The sequence below is a fragment of the Mesorhizobium sp. USDA 4132 genome (genome assembly GCF_056279545.1).
The window spans coordinates 759,261-779,717 of the sequence record NZ_JBWCCP010000001.1; the positions used below are offsets into that span (position 1 = coordinate 759,261).

Genomic DNA, 20,457 nt, shown 5'->3' on the forward strand with positions numbered 1-20,457 from the left:
ATTACTTTCGGGCGGCCATCGGGGCGAAATGGGGTAAGGCATGGCGAAATCTCTTGGGCCGGTTAAACGCAAATTTTCTCCCTGGGCTGATCCTTCAGCGGTTCCGTTCATCCGTTTCGAAAACATCACCAAGCGGTTCGGCACCTTCACCGCCGTGGATAACCTGACGCTCGATATCTACGAGCGGGAGTTCTTCTCGCTGCTCGGGCCGTCCGGTTGCGGCAAGACGACGCTGATGCGCATGCTCGCCGGCTTCGAGGAGCCGACCGAAGGCCGCATTCTGCTGCAGGGCAAGGATATTTCCGGCGTGCCACCCTATCGCCGGCCGACCAACATGATGTTCCAGTCCTACGCGCTCTTCCCGCATATGACGGTCGAAAAGAATGTCGCCTTCGGCTTGGAGCAGGACAATCTTCCGAAGGGTGAGGTCGCCGCCCGTGTCGAGGAGATGCTGAAGCTCGTCAAGCTGGAGCAGTTCGCCAAACGCAAGCCGAACCAGCTTTCCGGCGGTCAGCGCCAGCGCGTCGCGCTCGCCCGGTCTCTCGCCAAGCGCCCCAAGGTGCTGCTGCTCGACGAACCGCTCGGTGCGCTCGACAAGAAGCTGCGCGAAGAGACGCAGTTCGAGCTGATGGACCTGCAGACCAAGCTTGGCCTCACCTTCCTGATCGTCACCCACGACCAGGAAGAGGCGATGACCGTGTCCGATCGTATCGCGGTCATGGACAAGGGCCTGATCATGCAGGTGGCAACGCCAGCCGAGATCTACGAAGCGCCGAACAGCCGCTACGTTGCGGATTTCATCGGCGACATCAATATCCTCGAAGGCACCGTCACCTCGACGGACAGCGCGCTCGGCGCACCGGGCTCGGTCAGGATCGACTGCGACGGCATCGCCGTCTCCGTCGAGCAGGAATGCCAGGCGGTGAAGGGTGACAAGGTCGCTTTCGCGGTGCGGCCGGAAAAGGTGCGTATCTCGCCCGATCAGCCGGCCGATATCTCGGCCAATGCGGTTTACGGCGAAGTCTGGGACATCGGTTATCTCGGCGACTTCTCGGTTTTCCTCGTCAAGCTCGCGGATGGCCGGGTGGTGCGTGCGGCGCAGGCCAACGTCTCCCGCCTCGTCGACCGGCCGATCACATTCGGCGACATGGTGTGGCTCACCTGGCCGCTCGATGCCGGCCTCGTGTTGACGCGCTGAGTGGGGGACAAGGAGATGGCAAGCGTTTCCGAAACCCACCCCGCCAACAAACCCAATCCCGCCCGCTGGCTGGTGGTCGCGGTTCCCTATCTCTGGCTGCTGCTGTTTTTCGCAGCGCCCTTCCTGATCATCTTCAAGATCTCGTTGTCGGAGACGACGATCGCCATGCCGCCCTATACACCGCTCTTTGAAGGGTTCGGCGCATTCGGCGACTTCGTCTCGCAACTCGACTTCGACAACTACCTCTTCCTGACCGGCGATCCGCTTTATATCGAAGCCTACCTGTCTTCGCTGCGCATCGCGGTGATCTCCACCTTCCTGCTGCTGCTGATCGGTTATCCGATGGCGCTCGCCATGGCTCGTGCGCCGACGATGCTGCGGCCAACGCTGGTCATGCTGGTCATCCTGCCGTTCTGGACGTCGTTCCTGATCCGCGTCTATGCCTGGATCGGCATCCTGAAGCCCGACGGACTGCTGACGCTGCTGTTCCGGTCGGTCGGCCTTCTTGGCGTAGACGATCAGGTGCAGATCTTGCGCACCGATTATGCGGTCTTCATCGGCATCGTTTATTCCTACCTGCCCTTCATGGTCCTGCCACTCTATTCGGCACTGGAGAAGATGGACAATGCGCTTTTGGAGGCCGCAAGCGATCTCGGCTGCCCGCCCTGGAAGGCGTTCTGGAAGATCACCTTCCCGCTGTCGCTGCCTGGCGTTATTGCCGGTTCGATGATCTGCTTCATTCCGATCACCGGCGAGTTCGTCATTCCGGATCTGCTCGGCGGTGCCGATACGCTGATGATCGGAAAGACGCTGTGGACGGAGTTCTTCGGCAACCGCGACTGGCCGCTGGCATCGGCCGTGGCGGTCATCCTGCTGATCATGCTGGTCGTGCCAATCATGATTTTCCAGAACCAGCAGAAGAAGGTGGCTTGAGATGAAATCATCCCGCTTCGACGCCACCGTCCTCACCCTCGGTTTCGCATTCCTCTACATCCCTATCATCATCCTGGTGGTCTATTCCTTCAATGCCTCCAAGCTCGTCACAGTATGGGGCGGGTTTTCGCTGCAATGGTATCGCACCATGTGGTCGAACCAGGGCCTCATGGACGCCGCCTGGGTGACCGCGCGCGTTGGCGTCATCAGCGCCACGATCGGCACGGTGCTGGGCACGCTTGCGGCGCTTGCCCTGGTGCGGTTCACGCGCTTTCACGGCCGGATGCTGTTTTCTGGGATGATCTATGCGCCGCTCGTCATGCCGGAAGTGATTACCGGCCTGTCGCTGCTGTTGCTGTTCGTTGCCGTCGGTATCGATCGCGGTTTCTGGACGGTCGTTATCGCGCATACGACATTCACCATGTGCTACGTGGCGATCGTCGTGCAGTCGCGGCTGCTGACCTTCGACCTCAGCCTCGAGGAGGCGGCGCTCGATCTCGGCTGTCCGCCAGTCAAGACTTTCTTCAAGATCACCCTGCCGCTGATCTTCCCCGCCGTGATCGCCGGCTGGATGCTGGCTTTCACCCTGTCGCTGGACGACCTCGTCATCGCGAGCTTCACGACCGGTCCGGGTGCCACGACGCTGCCGATCAAGATCTACAGTCAGGTGCGCCTGGGCGTCACACCGGAAATCAATGCGATCTGCACCATCCTGATCGGACTGGTGACGATCGGCGTCATCATCGCCTCGATCAGCACCAAACAGACGGAAATGCGCCGCATCCGCGACGAGCATGTCGCCGCTCGCGGCACGACCTGACGATCATTCGCCCCGCGGCGGCAGGAAGATATAGATGAGCAGCCACGCCGGCAGCACGATCACGGCGCCGAGCACGATGCGTGGCACCGACCAGATATAGGCGTTTTCGAGCCCGACCCTGATATCGTCCGGCGTCAGATGCAGGAGCGCCAGTAGCGTCGGCATGGTGATGCCGAAGAAGCTGAGCACTGCGCCCATGATGAGGCAGGCGAGCAGCGCCTTGCATAGACTGATCAGGAATCTCGACACCAGATAACCCCCATCCGGTTGATTCGGTTCATTGTAGGGGCTTCGCCGGAGTTTGCGAAACAGGCCAGATGACGGGGTTCGGCCAGGAGCCGCCGATGAAGACCATCAGCGGTGCCGCCTTGGTGCCCTGCGCAATCGGCTCGATGGTTGCGGAGAGCGCGAGGCTGCTGTTGATGTAGGGAACAACGCCGGAAAGCGTCAGGTTCTCGGAGGGGCCGGTGATCTTTCCTTCGCGGATATCCGCCGAACCATCCGCGAGATTGGCAGAGATGTCGATATGGTCGAATTCCAGGCTGCCGCTGCCGGCATCGCTCAAGGGAAAATAGGGTTTTTGAGCTGCAAGCTGCCGGACACCGGCAAGGTTGACGCCGGAAAGCGAGCCGCGGTCCGTCCGAAAGCGTAGGGTGCCTTTCGCATTGCGCCAGGCTTCCGGTTCCAGCGGCCGATCGACGTCGAGCGCCAGATCCAGCGACCCGCGCGCCGCCGGAAGCGGGCCGGCGAGGCCAAGTTCCTTGACGATATTGCCGAAATCCGCGTCCTGGATGGCAAGGCGCAGCGCCACGGCTCCGGCCGCACCGCCCTTCACCGTGGCGATCCGGCCGGTCAGTCGGCCGGTCTCGAAATCGCTGTCGGCGATGTCGATGCGCGATTGCTCGCCGACGTTCATGATGCTTACGGCGGCTTCCGAAAGCTGGAAAGGCCCGAGCGTCGCCTGCTGGGCGGAAAGCCTCAGGTCGAGTTCCAGGCCTGCGAGATGGCTATTGCCCCGACTGGTATCACCCATGGCGCGCGGCGCGATGGCGGCAAGCGCTGCGGAAAGGTCCATCCGGTCGAAGGCGAGCGTACCGGTGAGCCTCGCCGGCCGCTCAGGCGGCAGCACGAGATCGAGTATGCCGGTCGCCTTGGCGTCGTTCAGCCCGAGGGACAGGTTGTCCAAACGCAGGATGTCTTCGTTGGTGACGAGCCGGGTATTCAACGAGAAGCTCTTCAGGCGTTCGACACCGGCAAAGTTCAGCCCGGCCCAGCGCATCGCCGTCGAAAGGTCGGGAACTGTCAGTTCGGCATCGCCGGAAAGAAACGCATGCGCCGCCAGATTGGCGACGCCGCGGAACTGGCCATGAAAGAGAGCGGATGCCATCGTACCGGAGATATTGCCGCTTTTGCCCGAGAGCAGCAGCAGCGGCTGCGTCGAACTCATATCCAGCGTCAGCGCCTGGCCGTTGAGATTGGCATCCGCCTTCAGTTCCAGGCCCCGGGACAGCCAGGGCCAGTCGAGCGTGCCGTTGATCGACTGGAACCGCGTGATCCGGCCGCTGGCGACGTCGGAGATCTCGAATGTCCCGTTGCTGATGCGGACATCGCCCATCCGCGCATCGTCATCCGTCGCCAGTGCCTGACTGCTGCCGTCCGGCCGTGCATCGCGCACGGCGCGGCTGAGCAGCCCGTCATTCGCCCAGTCGAGCCTGCCGTCGGCCTCCCTGAGGACATAGATCTCCGGGTTCGTCAGGCGAAAATCCTTGAACTCCGGCCGTCCGAGCAGAGCCTGCAGAAGATCGAAGGAGGCCGAAAGCCGCGAGACCCGGCCGAGCACCCGCTCGCCACCCTCCGCCTGCTTGCGGATGGTGATCTCCCTGAGCGTGATCCTGGGCTCCGGCCAGAAGCGGATATCCGGCGTCCCCTCAATCGTCACATCGTGGCCGGTCCATTCGGCGACCGCCCGCTCCATGCTTTCGCGCACCACGGTCGATGAAACCAGGAACGGCGCGATGAGCTGGAAAAGCGAAAAGAGGCACACTGCGATGATGGCGCCGATCAGAACGCGGCGCGACCGCCGGCCCAGCGGGCGGCTCAGGTTCTTCCGCAGATGTCCGAACGGGTTGGTGAGCATGATCACACGCGCATTATAGGAAATGCTGGGTTCGCGCAAATCCGGGAAACTTCCCTGGCGGTCTCCTTTATAATGCGGTGCAACATGCTATAAAAACCGATACGCTGCGACCTCGCAGGATCTGGCGTGGATGGAGATGGGGCAGAACCCTGGTTCCGATGTCGGGGTGGGGTTCTCCGAGGGTGGAGGAATGGGAATGGGCAATGAACAGCCGCTCTGGAGCCCCTCGGCGGAAGTACAGCAGAAAACCCCGCTTTATCATTTCATCAGCTGGTGCGCCGAGCGCTTTGGCAAAGTCTTCCTCGACTATGATGCGTTCTACGCGTGGTCGATCGGCGAGCGCGCCGATTTCTGGTCCGCGGTCTGGGAATTCTGCGGCGTCAAGGGCGAGCGCGGCGACCGAGTGCTGATCAACGGCGAAGACATGCTTGCCGCCCGCTTTTTCCCCGATGCCACGCTGAATTTCGCAGAAAATCTACTTTCCGGAACAGGCGCCGGAGACGCGCTGATCTTCCGCGGCGAGGACAAGGTGAACTATCGCTGGTCCTGGGATAGGCTTCGCGCCGAAGTCTCCCGCCTGCAGCAGGCCTTCAGGGGGCTTGGCATCGAGAAGGGCGACCGCATTGCCGCGATGATGCCCAATATGCCGGAAACGATTGCCTGCATGCTGGCCGCCGCCTCGATCGGTGCCATCTGGTCTTCCTGTTCACCTGATTTTGGCGAACAGGGCGTGCTCGACCGTTTCAGCCAGATCGACCCAAAACTGTTCATCACCTGCGACGGTTACTGGTACAATGGCAAGCTCCAGGACGTCGCCGCCAAGGTGAGGGCAGTTTCCTCGGTGCTGAAGACGCCGGTTCTGGTGGTGCCCTATGCGGGAGATGCTCCCGCGCTCGCCGCATCGCTTGCCGACGGCCGTACACTCGCCGATTTCACGGTGCCTTATGAAGCAAGGGCCGTCGAGTTCGAGCCCCTGCCGTTCTCCCACCCGCTCTACATTCTCTTTTCGTCCGGCACGACAGGGGTGCCGAAATGCATCGTCCATTCGGCCGGCGGCACGCTGCTGCAGCATCTCAAGGAGCTTCGCTTCCACTGCAGCCTGGAGCCCCGCGAAAAGCTGTTTTATTTCACCACCTGCGGCTGGATGATGTGGAATTGGCTGGTGTCAGGCCTCGCAGTCGGCGCCACGCTCTGCCTGTTCGACGGTTCGCCGTTTGCGCCGGATGGCAATGCCCTGTTCGACTATGCCGAAGCTGAAAAGTTCGCGGTGTTCGGCACCTCGGCAAAATACATCGACGCGGTCCGCAAGGGCGGCATCGCACCGAAGCAGAGCCACGATCTGGCCGCGCTCAGGCTCGTCATCTCCACCGGTTCGCCGCTCTCGCCGGAAGGTTTTTCCTTTGTCTACGAAGGCATCAAATCCGACGTGCATCTGGCCTCGATTTCGGGCGGCACCGACATCGTTTCCACCTTCGTGCTCGGCAATCCCCTGAAGCCGGTCTGGCGTGGCGAGATCCAGGGGCCGGGCCTGGGGCTTGCCGTCGACGTCTGGAACGACGACGGCAAGCCGGTGCGCCGGGAAAAGGGCGAGCTCGTCTGCACCAAGGCCTTCCCGTGCATGCCGCTCATGTTCTGGAACGATCCCGGAGGCCAGAAATATCGCGCCGCCTATTTCGAGCGCTTCGAGAATGTCTGGTGCCACGGCGATTTCGCCGAATGGACCGAACATAACGGCATCGTCATCCACGGCCGTTCGGACGCGACGCTCAATCCGGGCGGCGTGCGGATCGGCACCGCCGAGATCTACAATCAGGTGGAGCAAATGGAGGAGGTCGTGGAAGCCATCTGCATCGGCCAGGACTGGGACGACGACGTCCGCGTCATCCTGTTCGTCCGCCTCGCGAACGGCCTGGCGCTGAGTGACGATCTCGCCAAGGCGATCAAGGCCCGCATCCGCACCGGCGCATCGCCGCGCCACGTGCCGGCCAAGGTCATTCAGGTCGCCGATATCCCCCGCACCAAGTCCGGTAAGATTGTCGAACTCGCAGTCCGCGACGTCGTGCACGGCCGGGCGGTCAGGAATAAGGAGACGCTCGCCAACCCGGAAGCGCTTGATCTGTTCGACGGCCTTGCCGAGTTGAAAAGCTGAATGGCCGGGTATCCCCGACGAGGCGAGATGTATCGATACGGTACATCTCCAGCATAAATTCCAGAAATGGAGCGCCGTTAACGCGCTATTAAGCCGCTTTGATCAAAAGTGGAGCAACATGGTTTCGTCTCGTGTATGAAATACGCCTAGCCGCGAGCTTTCATAGACATGACGTCTCCACCGACCCTCGTTGGACAGCATTAAACTTCAAAGGCAGCTTCGGCTGCCTTTCTTTTCACGTTATTATCAACTCTGAGATGCTGATAGGTGCGATTGCAACCGTATCCCGTTGGCGAGAAACAGGGTATTACCTGCGGCAGTGACGATGCCAAACCCGATTACAATCTCCTGATCAATTCGCAAGCACCCGCGGCGAAGGGAAGGTGATCTCCACCAGCGTGCCCTCGTTCGGCGCCGAAGTGATCGCGAAGGCGGCGCGATTTGCGTCGACCATCGCCTTTGTTAAAGGCAGGCCAAGACCGGTACCGTCGCCGCGCTTGTGCGAGGCGCTCGACACCTGGCGGAACGGCTTCATGGCAAGCTCCAGCTCCGAGCGGGTCATGCCGATGCCGGTATCGCGGACACGAAGTACCACGTTTCCATTGGTCTCGTAGGCGGTGGAGACGACGATCTGGCCGCCCGAGGGCGTGAAGCGGATGGCGTTCGACAGGATGTTCAGCACGATCTGCTTGATCGAGCGCGGATCGGCGACCACCTGCGGCACGGCATGCGAGAGCGCCGTGCGGATGATGACGCGCTGGCCGTTTGCCTGCGGCTGCACCAGCGAGACGGCTTCCGACACCGCCTCGTTGAGGCCGACGGCGACGAAGTCGAGCTCCATCTCGCCCGCCTCGATCTTGGAAATGTCGAGGAGGTCGTTGACGATATCGAGCACATGCCGGCCGGAGCGGCTGATGTCGTTGGCATATTCGACATAACGCGCATGGCCGATCTGGCCGAAGCGCTCGCTCGCCATCATGTCGGCAAAGCCGATGATCGCGTTGAGCGGCGTGCGGATTTCATGGCTCACATGGGCGAGGAATTCGCTCTTATGGGCATTTGCGGTCTCGGCGGCGCGCTTGGCGGTACGCAGCTCGTCTTCGGTGCGCTTCCACTGGGTGATGTCGCGGATGACGGCGCAATACCCGTTAGAGGAGGTCAGCTTGCCGATCGTCATGAACAGCGGCAGGAATCCGCCGGAAGCTTCGCGGCCGATCACTTCGCGGCCGTCGTTGAGGACGCTGGCGACGCCGTGGCCGGCAAGGCCTGCGAGATAATCGAGGATCGCCCGCTGGCTCTCGTGCGCAAACAGCGTGACGAAGGGTTTGCCGCTGATCTCTTCATTATCGTAGTTGAAGAGCGCGCTCGCCGCCCGGTTCACCGAGCGGATGTCGCCTTCCGCACCGATGATGACCACGCCGTCGGTGGCGGTTTCCAGGATCGCGCGCAGTTCCGTCACCTCGACCTGCAGCTTTGCCAGCTGGTCGGCGGCGCGCGGTGCGCGCAACGGAATGACTTCTGCCGCTTGGCCGTCCTCGGTGGAGGCCTGTACCTCGGCCACGACCGGCATCAGCGCCAGCATGAGGACAGTCGAATTGTCCCAGCGGACGGATTGAAGGCGTGCCGTCACCGGCACCAGTTCATCGTCGGCGCGCACCACGACCATGCCGCCGGCCTCAGCCGTCTTGCCTTCGAGATCCTGGCGCTGCAGCAGCGCATCGAGACCGCCGACTTCTGCCAGTTCGCCGATCGAAGCATAACCGGTCAGCCGCAGGAATTCCGGATTTCCGTGGATCAAAAGGTCGCCGCTGTGCACGAGAAGCGCCACCGGCATCTGGTCGACGATCTCCGCGGAAAGGCCGATCCGCTCGCGGACCGGGATCATCTGGCTCAACAGTTCACGGTCGGACAGTTCCGGATGCGGGTCGGCAGGCGCCTCTGCGGCATCTTCCGCCTCTTCAGTGGGCTCGATCGGCGCGTCGGCAAAAGCCTCGTTCGCTCCTTCGGCGAATGCGACCGCCTCTTCCTCGGAAATCTCTTCTGAAACGGGGGCGACAGGTTCCTCGCGCACAGTCTCCTGTTCGAGCTGGGTGGGCTCTATCGCGGTCGGCTCGTTCTGTTCGACAACGGATACGTCCGCCTCGGCCGGGGTATCCGGCTTCTTTTCCTCGTTGCGGCGCCCGACGAAATTGTCGAGCTGGCGGGCGATCTCGCGGAAGGCCGCTTGTTCGACGGGGGTCAGCCCGTCGCGGCGGTTGGAGCGACGCTCCTCGAGCTGGATGACCTTATCGGATTGGCGGCGGCCGGCGTTTTCGACGATCCGGAGCGCCGGGCGTTCGCCTGCCGGCCAGTCGAGCAGCGAAGGGATCTGTCGGCCGGACATCGACGGCTGCGGCCTGTCCTCCGGGGCAGGCTCCAACGGCAGGTCTTTCGCAAGCAAGTCTTCGGATGGTGTCGCATCGGCGGATATGTCTTCGGCGACCGCAGGCTGCTCGGCATCTTCCGCGAGTTCCGGCTCTTCGAACGCGGCATGCTCCTCGGCCGCAGAAGCCTGTGCAGCCGGTTCTTCGCTCGCGGAGCTTTCAGCGTTTGCGTCATCGGCCGAGCCGATCCCAGCTGGCGCATCGACGGCTTCGTCCCGCCCAACGGCCAGACTGTCTTTTGCCGTCAAGTCCGCCGTATCGACGGGCATCTCATAGGCTTCGGAAACAGTCTCGGCTTCTGGTTCTACCACATCCTCCGGCACGGCGCGGGTCAGCGTCAGGCCGACGGCATTCGGATCCTCGGCTGCATCGCCGATGCGCACGATGCCGAAACCGCGAAAGCCGTCGAACTCGCGGGTACGGGTATAGGTCGGCAGCGCGGCGAGATCGACCGGCACCATCAAAGACGTGCCCTCGACCGGCCACCAGATCGTCTTGCCGGACCAGGTATCGCGCTTGTTGAGCAGTTCGGTGATCTTGCCCTCGGGGTCAAGATAGAAGAGGGCGGCCAGATCGGTAAAGGCCATGCCGTTGATATCGGCGGCATGCGGGCCGACAGCGTCGGCAAATTCGCTCGAAACTTCCCTGAACCGGCCCTCGGCATCGATCTTCCAGACGAAACGGGTCGCGCGCCCATCGCGGCGGAAAACGAAACCATCCGGTTCCCGTGCGGCAATTTCGGCGGCTGCGGGTTCGGCTGCAGGCGCCGCCTCCACCATCTCAGCCTCGCCAGCCACGGTTTCCTCGGTGGCGGTTTCGGAAACGACCTCTTCCGCCGCCCCGATCGTTGCTGCCGAGGAAACGGCATCGATTTCCGCGTTCGGCGCGGCCTCTTCAGGCGCGACCTGTTCAATCGGTTCCTCGAAAGCAACAGCGTGGACGGGAGCAAAATTTTCGCTGGGCTCCAGCAAAATCTCTTCTTCCGGCTCTTCCGTGTCGACGATCTCCGACACGGCGGCAATCACATCGGCAAACCCGTCGGCAGGCGCGGGCTCGGCCGCGAAGTCCGCGGTGTCATCACTTGCGGCAAGTTCGGCCACGGCTTCTTCGACGGCTTCGGCATTCGCCGGCGCATCATCGCGCGGCTCGTAGCCGTTCGCGGCGGTGGCCCGGCCCTGTTCGGTCTCGACCGTGAATAGGAGATGCAGGGCCGGTTCGTTGGAAAGCTTGCCGATCGCAGCCGGCAGGTAGCCCTTGGAGGTGGGGATGGGGCGCTTGACGAGGCGGCTCGGATCGGCGCCCGCCATGGTCGTCATCATCTTGGCGGTGTGGGTGGAAACGCCGAGCCCCGCGAACTCGGCCGAGGCGGCGAGCACCTCGCCGTTTTCGTCGATCACCGCCATATGCGTATCGGGATCGTCGAAGCCTTCGATCATCCGGGCCGCAGAGGCTGAGGGCGAGAGCCTGCCCCGTTCCACCGGCGCGCTGAACAACACGGCCGTTTCGCCCTGAACCTGAACAAGTTCGCAGACCGCCTGTACGGGAATGCGCTGGAAACCGGAAGCGACGCGGATCGTCAGATTGCGGATGTCGCCGACTTCGCCGAGCTGGCGCGCAGCCGCTTCGATCTGGCGGAAGGCGATATCGACGCGGTTCGGACCCTGGTCGAGGAAATCGTAGATGGAGCCGAAGCCGAAAAGATCGGCGCCGCGCCCGTTCGCCCAGAGGGGGCTTTGCATGTCCGGAGAAAACAGCACGATCGCTTCGCCCGCCGCAAAACGATCGCGGACGCGCTCGTGCACGGCAATATCGATGAACGGGTATTGGACTGCGGACATAGGCAAAACCTACAGGACGTTTGTGACCGGATTTCTACGTAGTTTAACGGATTGTTAATAACCTTCCCCTGCCTTCGGGTCGAGAGCGGCGCTATCCAAACCTCCGACAGGGTTAATTCCGGGATTCATTTTATTGTGCACCGCACAATGATATTGCAATGCACAACGAGATGGTCTATATAAGAGGCATGACATCTTCGGTTCTGCCGAAGAAATCGCCAACGAGGACCTGAAACGATGGCATACAAGACCGACGATATCTTTTCCTTCTCCGCTTTCGATCCGTCCAAGATGACCGAAGGCTTCCGCGACTTCGCTGAAAAGGGTGCCACCCAGTCTCGCGAAGCTTATGCTAAGATGAAATCCGCTGCCGAGGAAGCCACCAAGACGGTGGAATCCACAATGCAGTCGGCGCAGGCTGGCTCTGTCGAACTCGGCCTCAAGGCGATCGACGCGCTGCGTACCAATGCTGAAAACTCGCTGACCCATATGGAATCCTTGCTCGGCGTGAAGTCCTTTGCCGAACTGATCGAACTGCAGACTGGTTTCATCCGCAAGCAGGCCGAAATCACGGTTGAGCAGGCCAAGTCCATGCAGGACACCGCCCGCAAGATCGTCGAAGACGTGACGAAGCCCGGCAAGGAAGCCGCTGAAAAGGTCATGACGACCTTCAAGGCTGCCTAATTTTTAGAGCCTGATTTGAAGGAGAAGGCCGGAGCATGCTCCGGCCTCTTCTATTTGCGGGAAAGGACTTTCTATTTGCGGATAGGACTTGCAAAAAAAGTCCGATCGCCGTATGTGACCCCCCAACGGCGCCCAAGGGCGCTTGTGCGGTTGTAGCTCAGTTGGTTAGAGCGCAGGTTTGTGGCACCTGAGGTCGGAGGTTCGAGACCCCCCAACCGTACCATTTTTCCAAAATCCCAATTTTTTTGATATCCAGCCGAGCAGATTTGCGGCTGGATTCCCGTATTTGAATTGTGGCGGAACAAAACGGCGGGCCGATGAAAATATCGGATGTGAGGCGTTCCCGCCCGCTCACCAGCGCAGCAGGCGCGGTCCCAGAAGCGAGCCGGCAATGCCGGTCAGCAGGATGCCGAGCGAATACCAGATGAGCACGAAGGGCATGCCGTTCTCTGTGCAGAACCAGGAATAGACCCAGGCGCCGGCAGCACCCGCCGCGATGCCGGCGATGAAGCCGGTCAGCTTCAGATCAGTTGGTGCGCCATGGCGCAGCACCCAGACGTTGCCGGCAAATACCGGAAGCGCGAAGAGGAAGATCAGCAGCGGGCAATGCAGCGCCGACGATCCGATGATCATTTTGGAATAGTTTTCGGCCGGCGACATCATCAGTTGGATCACGGCGACCACAGCCATGATCGCAACGATCGCCGCCGCGGTCTGGAAGAACCGTCCCCTGGAACCGTCAGGCCGTGCCAGATGATAGGCGGCGAGGAAAGCGGCGATCGCCAGCAGCGCATTGTAGGCGGATTTGATCCAGAACACGGGCAGCATCAGCGCTTGCGCCATGTCGATGCGCAGACCGAGGATCGCCAGCATCAGTACCAGCGACACGACGAGCGCCGGCAGGACGCCGAGCACGAAGCGGCGCGCCAGCGCATGCCGCGGCACCGGCTTCAGGTCGCCTACCAGGCTGTCGATGATGTCGTCCGTCTTTCTCACTTTCCGCCTCGCAGTTTCTCCGCCAGTGCCTTGAGCCCTCGGTGAATGCCGACCTTGACCGCCGATTCCGACTGACCGGTCCGGCTCGCCGTGTCGGCCACCGACTGGCCTTCGAGCTTCACCTGACGGATCAATTCCCGCTGTTTCGCCGGCAGGCTTTCCAGAAGCCGCTCGACATCCATCCGCGCGGAGATCGCTTCCTCATGGTCGTCGCTCTCGAAATCCTCGCCGAGCTCCGTTTCCGCCATCATCCGGCCGCCGCGGCCGCGATGGTGGTCGATCAGCTTGTAGCGGGCGATCGAGAAGAACCATGCCGTGAACGGTCGCTCGCGATCGTAGGTCTCCCGGCGCGAATGCAATGCCAGCAATGTCTCCTGGACAAGATCTTCCATGTCCGCTTTCGTTGCAGCAGCCATCCGGCGGCTGTAATATCCGACTAGCAGGACACGCACCGCGTTGAGCAAACGCCGATAGGCTGCCTCGTCCCCATCGAGGGACAGAAGCATCATAGCCTTCAGGGCTTCTTCCGAATGGGCGCTCGTCATGCTGTTTCAATGATCATTCGGAAAAGCACGTAAACGGTTACAGGTGGAATGGAAAATATTTCGAATGCTTTCGGCCTATCACATAACCGTGAAGCTGTAACGACTTTCTGCGTGGGTCGAATTGATGGTTGTGAGCCCTCGGCAGGCAGCCGGCGGACACATCGATTGATCCAGGAGGACATCCCATGACCAAGCTTCTTTCCAGCCTTGCAGCCTGCACCTTCGTCGTCGGCCTTTCGCTTGCCGGCGCGGCGAACGCCCAGAGCAGCACGAGCACCGACACGATGAAGAAGGACACCATGAAAACCGACACCATGAAGCAGAATTCGATGAAGAAGGATTCCATGGCGACCGGCACCAAGACCGACTGCATGCACAAGGCCGGCATGGAAAAGAACACGATGAAGAAGTCCGAGATGATGAAGGCCTGCGACGCAATGAAATAATGCCGTGAAATGATCTGACCGCGGCCGCTGAAACTTTTTGTCCGGCGGCCGCGTCTATCTGCTGGAGCCCACTTCCCGCATTCGGAGGAAATACCATGGCCACGATCGATGCCGGCGTTGCGACCGGCCGGACGGTCATTTACCGCCACAGCCTGCTAGTGCGCCTCTCGCACTGGGTGAATGTGCTCTGCATGACCGTGCTGCTGTTCAGCGGCCTGCAGATATTCAATGCCCATCCGGCGCTCTATTGGGGCCAGTATGGTGCCGATAACGATCCGTCCTTCATTTCCATGGAGGCGGTCGAGGATGGCGACAAGGCCAAGGGCGTGACCCGCGTCGGTTCGCTGTCCTTCAACACGACCGGGGTTCTCGGCCTCTCGCAGGTCGACGGCGAGGCGACCGCGCGAGGATTTCCCGACTGGTTGACGATCCCGAGCTATCAGGACCTCGCGACCGGCCGGCGCTGGCATTTCTTCTTTGCGTGGCTGTTCGTGATCAACGGTTTCATCTATCTCGCCTACGGGCTGCTGAGCCGGCATTTCCGCCGCGATCTCTTACCCGCGGGAAATGAACTGACGCCCGCCCACATCGGCCATGAAATCGTCAATCACGCCCGGCTGCGGTTTCCGAAAGGGCCGGAGGCGCGGCATTACAACACGCTGCAGAAGCTAACCTATGTTGCGGTTATCTTCCTGCTCCTGCCGTTGATGATCCTCACGGGGCTCACCATGTCGCCCGGCTTCGACGCTGTGGCACCCTGGCTGCTCGATATATTCGGCGGCAGGCAGTCAGCCCGCACGATCCACTTCCTGACGGCCTTTTCCCTCACCGCCTTCGTGGTCGTCCACGTCGCGATGGTGATCCTGTCGGGCGTCTTCAACAATCTGCGTTCGATGATCACCGGTTACTACGCCATAGACCATGGGGACATAAAGGGAGACAAGCTATGAGCCGCATCATCACCCGCCGCCGCTTCCTGATCGGCGCGACCATGACGGCTTCGGCGCTCGGCCTGAGCGGCTGCGACGCGATTGTCGAAAGCGACCGGACGAAATCCGTCCTCAAGATCGCCGAAGGGTTCTCGATGAAGACCCAGCGCTTCCTGCTCGGCGATGATGCGCTGGCGCGCGAGTTCACTGAGGCGGATCTCTCGCCGGTGTTTCGCGCCAACGGCACCAGCATGCCGGACAATCCGCAATATCTCGACTGGATGAACCAGCAGTTCTCGACCTGGAAGCTGGATATTGGCGGTCTGGTCGACAAGCCGATGCAGCTGTCGCTGGCTGAACTCAAGGCGCTGCCGGCCCGCACCCAGATCACCCGGCACGACTGCGTCGAAGGCTGGAGCGCCATCGGCAAATGGACCGGCGTGCCGCTGGGTGCGCTGCTCAAGACGGTCGGCCTGAAGCCGGAAGCTCGCTACATCGTCTTCCATTGTGCCGACGAATACGAAAAGACGCTCGATGGCACCGGCTGGTACTACGAGAGCATCGATCTGGTGGATGCCTTCCATCCGCAGACCATCCTTGCCCACACGATGAACGGCCGCGACCTTGAAGTTGACCATGGCGCGCCGCTGCGGCTGCGTGTCGAGCGCCAGCTTGGCTATAAACAGGCGAAATATCTGACACGCATCGAAGCGGTTGCCGATCTCGGCCGTCTTTACGGAGGCAGCGGCGGTTTCTGGGAGGATCGCGGTTACGAATGGTATGCCGGGATCTGAGGAGGTGCTCAGGTTTCCGCCCGTGCCGGAGCAACTCTCGGAAGCCGGATGATGAACCGGGTGCCGCGGGCCCCACCGGCCGGCGGGCTCTCGACGGTGATCGATCCGCCGAGTACTTCGTTGACGATCTGGTGGACGATATGCAGCCCGAGGCCCGTGCCGCCGCTGTGACGGGCCGTGGAAAAGAACGGTTCGAATATCTTCTGGATGTCCGTCTCGTTGATCCCGCGGCCGTTGTCAGTAAACTCGATGAGGACCTGCTCCCCCATTCTCCGGACATCGATGATGATCATGCCGGGTTTGCCCGCATCGAAGGCATGCAGCAGCGAGTTGTTGAGGAGGTTCGACAGGACCTGGGCAAACGGTCCCGGATAGGTGGTGATCGCCAGATCATCAGGCACGTTCACCGTCAGGCTGATGCCGGCGCTGGCGTCCCATTTGCGCAGGCGTGGATCGGCATCGGGAATGAATGCGGCAAGATCGATATCCCGTCTCTCCAGCGTCGCGCGGTCGACCGCAACCTGTTTGAACCGTTGAACCAGCGCGGTGCATCGATGAATGGCGTCGCGCACCAGATCGAGGCTGACGTCGCTGTCTGCGATATAGAGGTCGAGATCGGAGCGGCGCAGCCCCGCCACGATCCGTTCCTTGAACAGCCTGAGATCCTTGGCGGCCTTGCTGAGCACGAGTGCAGCACTTCCAAGCGGCGTGTTCATCTCATGGGCGACGCCGGCAACCATCAGGCCCAGCGACGATAGCCGTTCGGCCCTAGCAAGTTCCCGTTGGGTTACGCTCAGTTTTTCATTGGTCTCGCGCAGCGTTTTGTTCGTGTCCTCCATTTGCCGCGCCCATTCCGCTTCGGCCTCCATGCCGTTGGCCAGACGTCCCGTTACCGCCAGCGCCACGGCGGCAAGGATTGCCGCCACCACGCCGAGAATGAGTTTTCCCCTCGTTTCCTGGTCGTTGATCGCGGCCGCCGAGTCACGGGCGAGCAGATAGAGGTCGGCATCCGCGGCACGTCTTTCCGCGACTTCGCCTGTTGCCAGCAAGCCAGCACCGGGTTGGAAGCGACGGTAGTTCCAATCTCCGTCCCTACTGCCGAAAAGCCCCCTGTCCCCCTTGCCGATCGCCCGCAACATCTCTGCCTCAGCCGGGCCGGGCGTTGAGGCCCCGAGCTGCCAGCCCCAGTTCGCATCCGCATTTGGGCCCTGGAGCCAGTATCCGGCCTGGTTCATCAGATAGAGCTCGACGCTCCTGTCGAGGCGCTTCAGGCGTTCGAGCAACCGCGTGGCGCGGTAGTTGATAACGATGATGCCCTGCTTGATCCCGTTGCGGAAGACAGGACTTGCAACGCGCAATGTCGGCAGATGGGGGACCTCGACCACGCCGTTGTCGATATTCAGATCGAGGGCAGAGAAATAGAGGCCGTTCAGCGGCAATTGAATCGTATCGCGAAAATAGGGCCGGTTCGCCTTGTTCTGCAGCTGCTCGCTGCTCACGACGACCGGTTCAGCGCCGCTGCGGCGGTTGACGCGCAGCCGTTCATTGCCGTCATTATCCAGCCACCGTACCTGATCGTAATCCGGCGAGCTGGCGGCGAAACTCTGGAAGATTTCAGCGCTCAACGGAGCAAGCCGAGTGGTCGTTTCGCCGAAGCGCGATTGCAGGTCGGCCAGAAACAGGGCGTCGCGGCCCAGCCGGTCCAGGGCCCGACCGAGAATGTCATAGCCTTGCGACAGGGTCTCCTCCCTGTTGCGCACCTGAGGTTCTCGCGCATTCACGCCGATCTGATGCCAGAGCAATGGAACGCCGATGCCAAGTCCCACGACCCAGGGTACCACGAAGATGGCAAGCCGCCTGCGATGGCGATAAACGGCCCGGAGCGACGGAAATATGCGAGTTGCGGACGAGCGGATCATAGGCAATTACGCAGTCTTGACAGACGAATTTTGCAGCCTGGCCAGGAACTGCTCGAACGGCTCAGGACGGGCGTAGAGAAAGCCCTGCGCCAGGATGCATCGCCTCGACTGCAGCCATTCCGCCTGCTGCTCTGTTTCGACACCCTCGGCGAGGACACGCATGTTCATGCGCTCGCCAAGCCGAATGATCATCTCAACGATCGTCTCGTTCTGGCCGGCACCGCCGAGACCGGCAATGAAGGACCGGTCGATCTTGAGTGTGGCGGCCTCCAGGGAGCGGAGCTTCGCCAAGGAAGAATAACCCGTGCCGAAATCATCGATGGCGATCGCAAATCCTTTGCGTCTGAGAATGGAGAGGACGTCGTCAGCATGTTGCTGCTCTTCCATGGCGACGGTCTCGGTAATTTCCAATTCCAGCCGATCCGGCGATAAGCCATGGCGGCGGATGGTCGCGATCAGTTCGTCGATGAACTCCTTTCGTCCAAGCTGCACCGGCGAGACATTGACGCCGAGGGTGATCCCCGGAAATCCCGCTTCGTCGATGGAGCGGAGCGCGCTGCAGGCCTGTTCCAGGATCTGCTGACCCAGGGGTACGATCAGCCCGTTCGCCTCCGCGAGCGGAATGAAATCCGCCGGAAAGATCGTCGATCCATCCGGGCGCGTCCACCGCGCCAGGATCTCCGCGCCAACAATCCGATTGTCGGTCAGGTCGATCTGCGGCTGGAAAACGACAGTGATTTCCCGGTTTAGCACAGCCTTGTAAAGCTGCTGCGAAAGAGCGAACCGGCGGCGCGTTTCCTCTTCGACATTCGGATCGTATTCGATGAGTTGGCCGCTCGTCCCCTTCAGTCCGGCCTTCTTCAGGAGTAGAAGTCCTGTCGCGATGACGGTTTGAGCCGACGTGAAGTGATTGAGATCAAGAGACGCCGCCTCCGCGCCGAAAAACAGCGCTTCCGGGGTTTGGGCTCCCGCTTCGAGGCGGTTTACATAGTCGATCCGCACCAGATATTCCGGGCCGAGCACGGCAAATACGTCTTCATGCAAACGGGCGATCATGCAGGGCGGCGGAAAGGCCGCCGCCAGGCGCTTCACGAAGGCGCGCAGCAGATGATCGCCCTGTTCGACGCCGAGGGAGACGCAGCTTCTCGCATATTGGTTGAGTTCGATGAACAGGACCTTCCGCCTGCGGGGCGGAGGAATCTCGAGTGCTGCCTGAATGCCACGCTTCAGGGCGTTGCCGTTCGCGATCTCGAGCAGGCTGTCTTCGTAGGCGATCCGATCGAGCTGGCTCGTCAGCGCGACATTGATCAGGCCGGTGCCGATATTGGTCGCGAAGACCCGCAGCAATTCCCGCTCGGTTTCGTCGATGAGCCTGTTTGTCGCTATGTAGGCTGCCGCAGCAGGCGCGACCGCCTGGCCCGGAAAAAACAGAACCTGCGCCTTCTCCGTCTCGATGTTCGCCTGTTCGTCCAGCGAGCGTTGGATCAATTCTCGAATCGATTGGTCGTTGATGGTGTCGAGGGTCTGGTTGATGGCCGAAGCGAACCGCCCCGCCGAGCCGATGATCCTCGGCGGATGTTCGTGGTCACTCCCGCGGACGCAGACGATGCCGTCCTCGCTGACGCCGAGAAGTGCTGCCAGTTCGTGGATCATCCGGCGGGAGAAATCCTCAAATCCCGAGGATTTCGCCAGGCTGTTGCTCGCCTCGACAATGCTCTGAAGGCCTCGGCGGGCACGGTTCAGCACATCGATCTGCTCGAAGGTCCTGAGGTTCGCGGTAAGAATGCTGTGAAGCCGCTCGTTGGTCAGGTCGGTCTTCAGCCAATAATCGGCGATATCGTAGGTCTCGAGCGACGATTGCATCGGCGCGATACCCGGCTGTCCCGTGAGAAGCACGATACGCAGCTGCGAGTTGCCGAGAACTTCGCGAATCGTGCGGACCAGTCGGAGCCCCGCATCGTCCGTCTCCATCACCACATCGAGCAGCAGGACCGCGATTGAAGGCGTTTCGAGCAGAAGCTTGGCCGCCTCGTTGGCAGAACTGGCAGTCAGTATACGCGGGGCGACGCCGCGATAGGTGTAGCCCGAAAGCGAGAGCTTGAGGGAGTTCTGGAACATCGCGTCGTCATCGACGCTCAAGATGGTGAAATCACGCATCTCCGCCTCGAATTGGTCGGGCGAGGCCCCCGTCCCGGTGGCGGGTTCCGGGTGAAATTCGAAAAGATCCTGAGATTGCGTTTCTTGTTCGATATCGCCCACGGACACATCCCCCGATTGTCGCGCAAGAGCAGAACCCTTGCATTTCCGCGAATCCATTAATCATCCTAAAACCTGGCATGTCTCGCAAAAAATGAGCGTGGGGCGAGATTTTGGTCTCAACTGCGGATCGAGGCCCGTTGCGGGGTGGGAATGGTCGCCGTAAAAGGCGGGATCTCTCAAGCTTCGCTTGACCTGCGGCCGGGCGAAAGGCCGGCATCGAAACTTTTATCCTTTCTGCCATGCGGCTGCTTGAGGAAGCCTGTCGCTTCGGCGAAAAGGTGTTGCCGCGTCTCGATGTTGCCCGCGAGGTCTCGGCATCGCGTCATTTCACCGGATCGACGCTCTTCGATCGTGATCTTTCACGGTCAAGGCCGCCTGATCCTCCTG

The 20,457-nt window shown here is 61.4% G+C and carries 15 protein-coding genes, 1 tRNA gene and 1 pseudogene; 10 read left to right on the top strand and 7 right to left on the bottom strand.

What is annotated here, in order from left to right; genetic code table 11:
* Positions 1-40 precede the first annotated feature (40 nt).
* The 3 genes from ACZ9IU_RS03895 to ACZ9IU_RS03905 are packed head-to-tail and all read left to right on the top strand — an operon-like array spanning position 41 to position 2,951.
* Positions 41-1,198: an ABC transporter ATP-binding protein gene (locus ACZ9IU_RS03895; protein WP_038539873.1), complete on the top strand. Its 1,158-nt coding sequence runs from the start codon at positions 41-43 to the stop codon at positions 1,196-1,198.
* A 15-nt stretch (positions 1,199-1,213) separates the two neighbouring features.
* Positions 1,214-2,131 carry an ABC transporter permease subunit gene (locus ACZ9IU_RS03900; RefSeq protein WP_038539877.1) on the top strand — a complete coding sequence of 306 codons (918 nt, stop codon included), beginning with the start codon at positions 1,214-1,216 and terminating at the stop codon, positions 2,129-2,131.
* A 1-nt stretch (position 2,132) separates the two neighbouring features.
* Complete coding sequence (locus tag ACZ9IU_RS03905) at positions 2,133-2,951, top strand: ABC transporter permease (RefSeq protein ID WP_038539880.1); 819 nt, start codon at positions 2,133-2,135, stop codon at positions 2,949-2,951.
* 3 nt (positions 2,952-2,954) lie between these two features.
* Here the strand turns inward: ACZ9IU_RS03905 and ACZ9IU_RS03910 are convergent, their stop codons facing one another.
* Together ACZ9IU_RS03910 and ACZ9IU_RS03915 are read right to left on the bottom strand one after the other, a co-directional pair.
* On the bottom strand, positions 2,955-3,200 hold the full coding sequence (locus tag ACZ9IU_RS03910) for a hypothetical protein (protein WP_038539882.1): 246 nt from the start codon (positions 3,198-3,200) through the stop codon (positions 2,955-2,957).
* A gap of 28 nt (positions 3,201-3,228) precedes the next feature.
* Entirely contained in the window at positions 3,229-5,127 is a 1,899-nt protein-coding gene (locus tag ACZ9IU_RS03915) for an AsmA family protein (RefSeq protein ID WP_038539885.1), read from the bottom strand.
* Positions 5,128-5,284: 157 nt separating this feature from the next.
* On the opposite strand from ACZ9IU_RS03915, the gene ACZ9IU_RS03920 reads away from it, so the two are divergent.
* Complete coding sequence (locus tag ACZ9IU_RS03920) at positions 5,285-7,237, top strand: acetoacetate--CoA ligase (RefSeq protein WP_038539889.1); 1,953 nt, start codon at positions 5,285-5,287, stop codon at positions 7,235-7,237.
* Between the two features lie 352 nt (positions 7,238-7,589).
* On the opposite strand, the gene ACZ9IU_RS03925 is transcribed toward ACZ9IU_RS03920, so the two are convergent.
* Positions 7,590-11,498, bottom strand: coding sequence for a sensor histidine kinase (locus tag ACZ9IU_RS03925; protein WP_038539893.1), 3,909 nt, complete (start codon positions 11,496-11,498; stop codon positions 7,590-7,592).
* Between the two features lie 237 nt (positions 11,499-11,735).
* Between ACZ9IU_RS03925 and ACZ9IU_RS03930 the strand changes: the two genes are divergently transcribed.
* Both ACZ9IU_RS03930 and ACZ9IU_RS03935 read left to right on the top strand, forming a co-directional pair.
* On the top strand, positions 11,736-12,182 hold the full coding sequence (locus ACZ9IU_RS03930) for a phasin (RefSeq protein WP_038539897.1): 447 nt from the start codon (positions 11,736-11,738) through the stop codon (positions 12,180-12,182).
* Positions 12,183-12,328: 146 nt separating this feature from the next.
* Positions 12,329-12,405 (top strand) — tRNA-His (locus ACZ9IU_RS03935).
* Positions 12,406-12,533: 128 nt separating this feature from the next.
* Here ACZ9IU_RS03935 and ACZ9IU_RS03940 read toward each other — a convergent pair.
* Together ACZ9IU_RS03940 and ACZ9IU_RS03945 are read right to left on the bottom strand one after the other, a co-directional pair.
* On the bottom strand, positions 12,534-13,178 hold the full coding sequence (locus ACZ9IU_RS03940) for an NrsF family protein (protein WP_038539901.1): 645 nt from the start codon (positions 13,176-13,178) through the stop codon (positions 12,534-12,536).
* Positions 13,175-13,723 carry a sigma-70 family RNA polymerase sigma factor gene (locus ACZ9IU_RS03945; protein WP_038539905.1) on the bottom strand — a complete coding sequence of 183 codons (549 nt, stop codon included), beginning with the start codon at positions 13,721-13,723 and terminating at the stop codon, positions 13,175-13,177. The genes ACZ9IU_RS03940 and ACZ9IU_RS03945 overlap by 4 nt, the downstream gene beginning before the upstream one ends.
* A 185-nt stretch (positions 13,724-13,908) precedes the next feature.
* On the opposite strand from ACZ9IU_RS03945, the gene ACZ9IU_RS03950 reads away from it, so the two are divergent.
* The 3 genes from ACZ9IU_RS03950 (at position 13,909) to ACZ9IU_RS03960 (ending at position 15,892) form a co-directional block, all read left to right on the top strand.
* Positions 13,909-14,169 (top strand): pentapeptide MXKDX repeat protein, encoded by a 261-nt coding sequence (locus ACZ9IU_RS03950; protein ID WP_038539907.1) that lies wholly within the window; start codon positions 13,909-13,911, stop codon positions 14,167-14,169.
* 95 nt (positions 14,170-14,264) lie between these two features.
* Positions 14,265-15,119 carry a cytochrome b/b6 domain-containing protein gene (locus ACZ9IU_RS03955; protein ID WP_038539910.1) on the top strand — a complete coding sequence of 285 codons (855 nt, stop codon included), beginning with the start codon at positions 14,265-14,267 and terminating at the stop codon, positions 15,117-15,119.
* Positions 15,116-15,892, top strand: a complete 777-nt coding sequence (locus ACZ9IU_RS03960) for a molybdopterin-binding protein (RefSeq protein ID WP_038539914.1) — start codon at positions 15,116-15,118, stop codon at positions 15,890-15,892. The genes ACZ9IU_RS03955 and ACZ9IU_RS03960 overlap by 4 nt, the downstream gene beginning before the upstream one ends.
* 8 nt (positions 15,893-15,900) lie before the next feature.
* On the opposite strand, the gene ACZ9IU_RS03965 is transcribed toward ACZ9IU_RS03960, so the two are convergent.
* Positions 15,901-17,811: a sensor histidine kinase gene (locus tag ACZ9IU_RS03965; RefSeq protein ID WP_051899645.1), complete on the bottom strand. Its 1,911-nt coding sequence runs from the start codon at positions 17,809-17,811 to the stop codon at positions 15,901-15,903.
* A 6-nt stretch (positions 17,812-17,817) separates the two neighbouring features.
* The gene (locus tag ACZ9IU_RS03970; RefSeq protein ID WP_244447469.1) at positions 17,818-19,968 is read right to left on the bottom strand and encodes a putative bifunctional diguanylate cyclase/phosphodiesterase; all 2,151 of its coding nucleotides are present in this window, start codon (positions 19,966-19,968) and stop codon (positions 17,818-17,820) included.
* Positions 19,969-20,267: 299 nt separating this feature from the next.
* Here ACZ9IU_RS03970 and ACZ9IU_RS03975 point away from each other — a divergent pair.
* Positions 20,268-20,432, top strand: a pseudogene (locus tag ACZ9IU_RS03975) (alkanesulfonate monooxygenase); the annotation flags it as partial.
* Positions 20,433-20,457 lie beyond the last annotated feature (25 nt).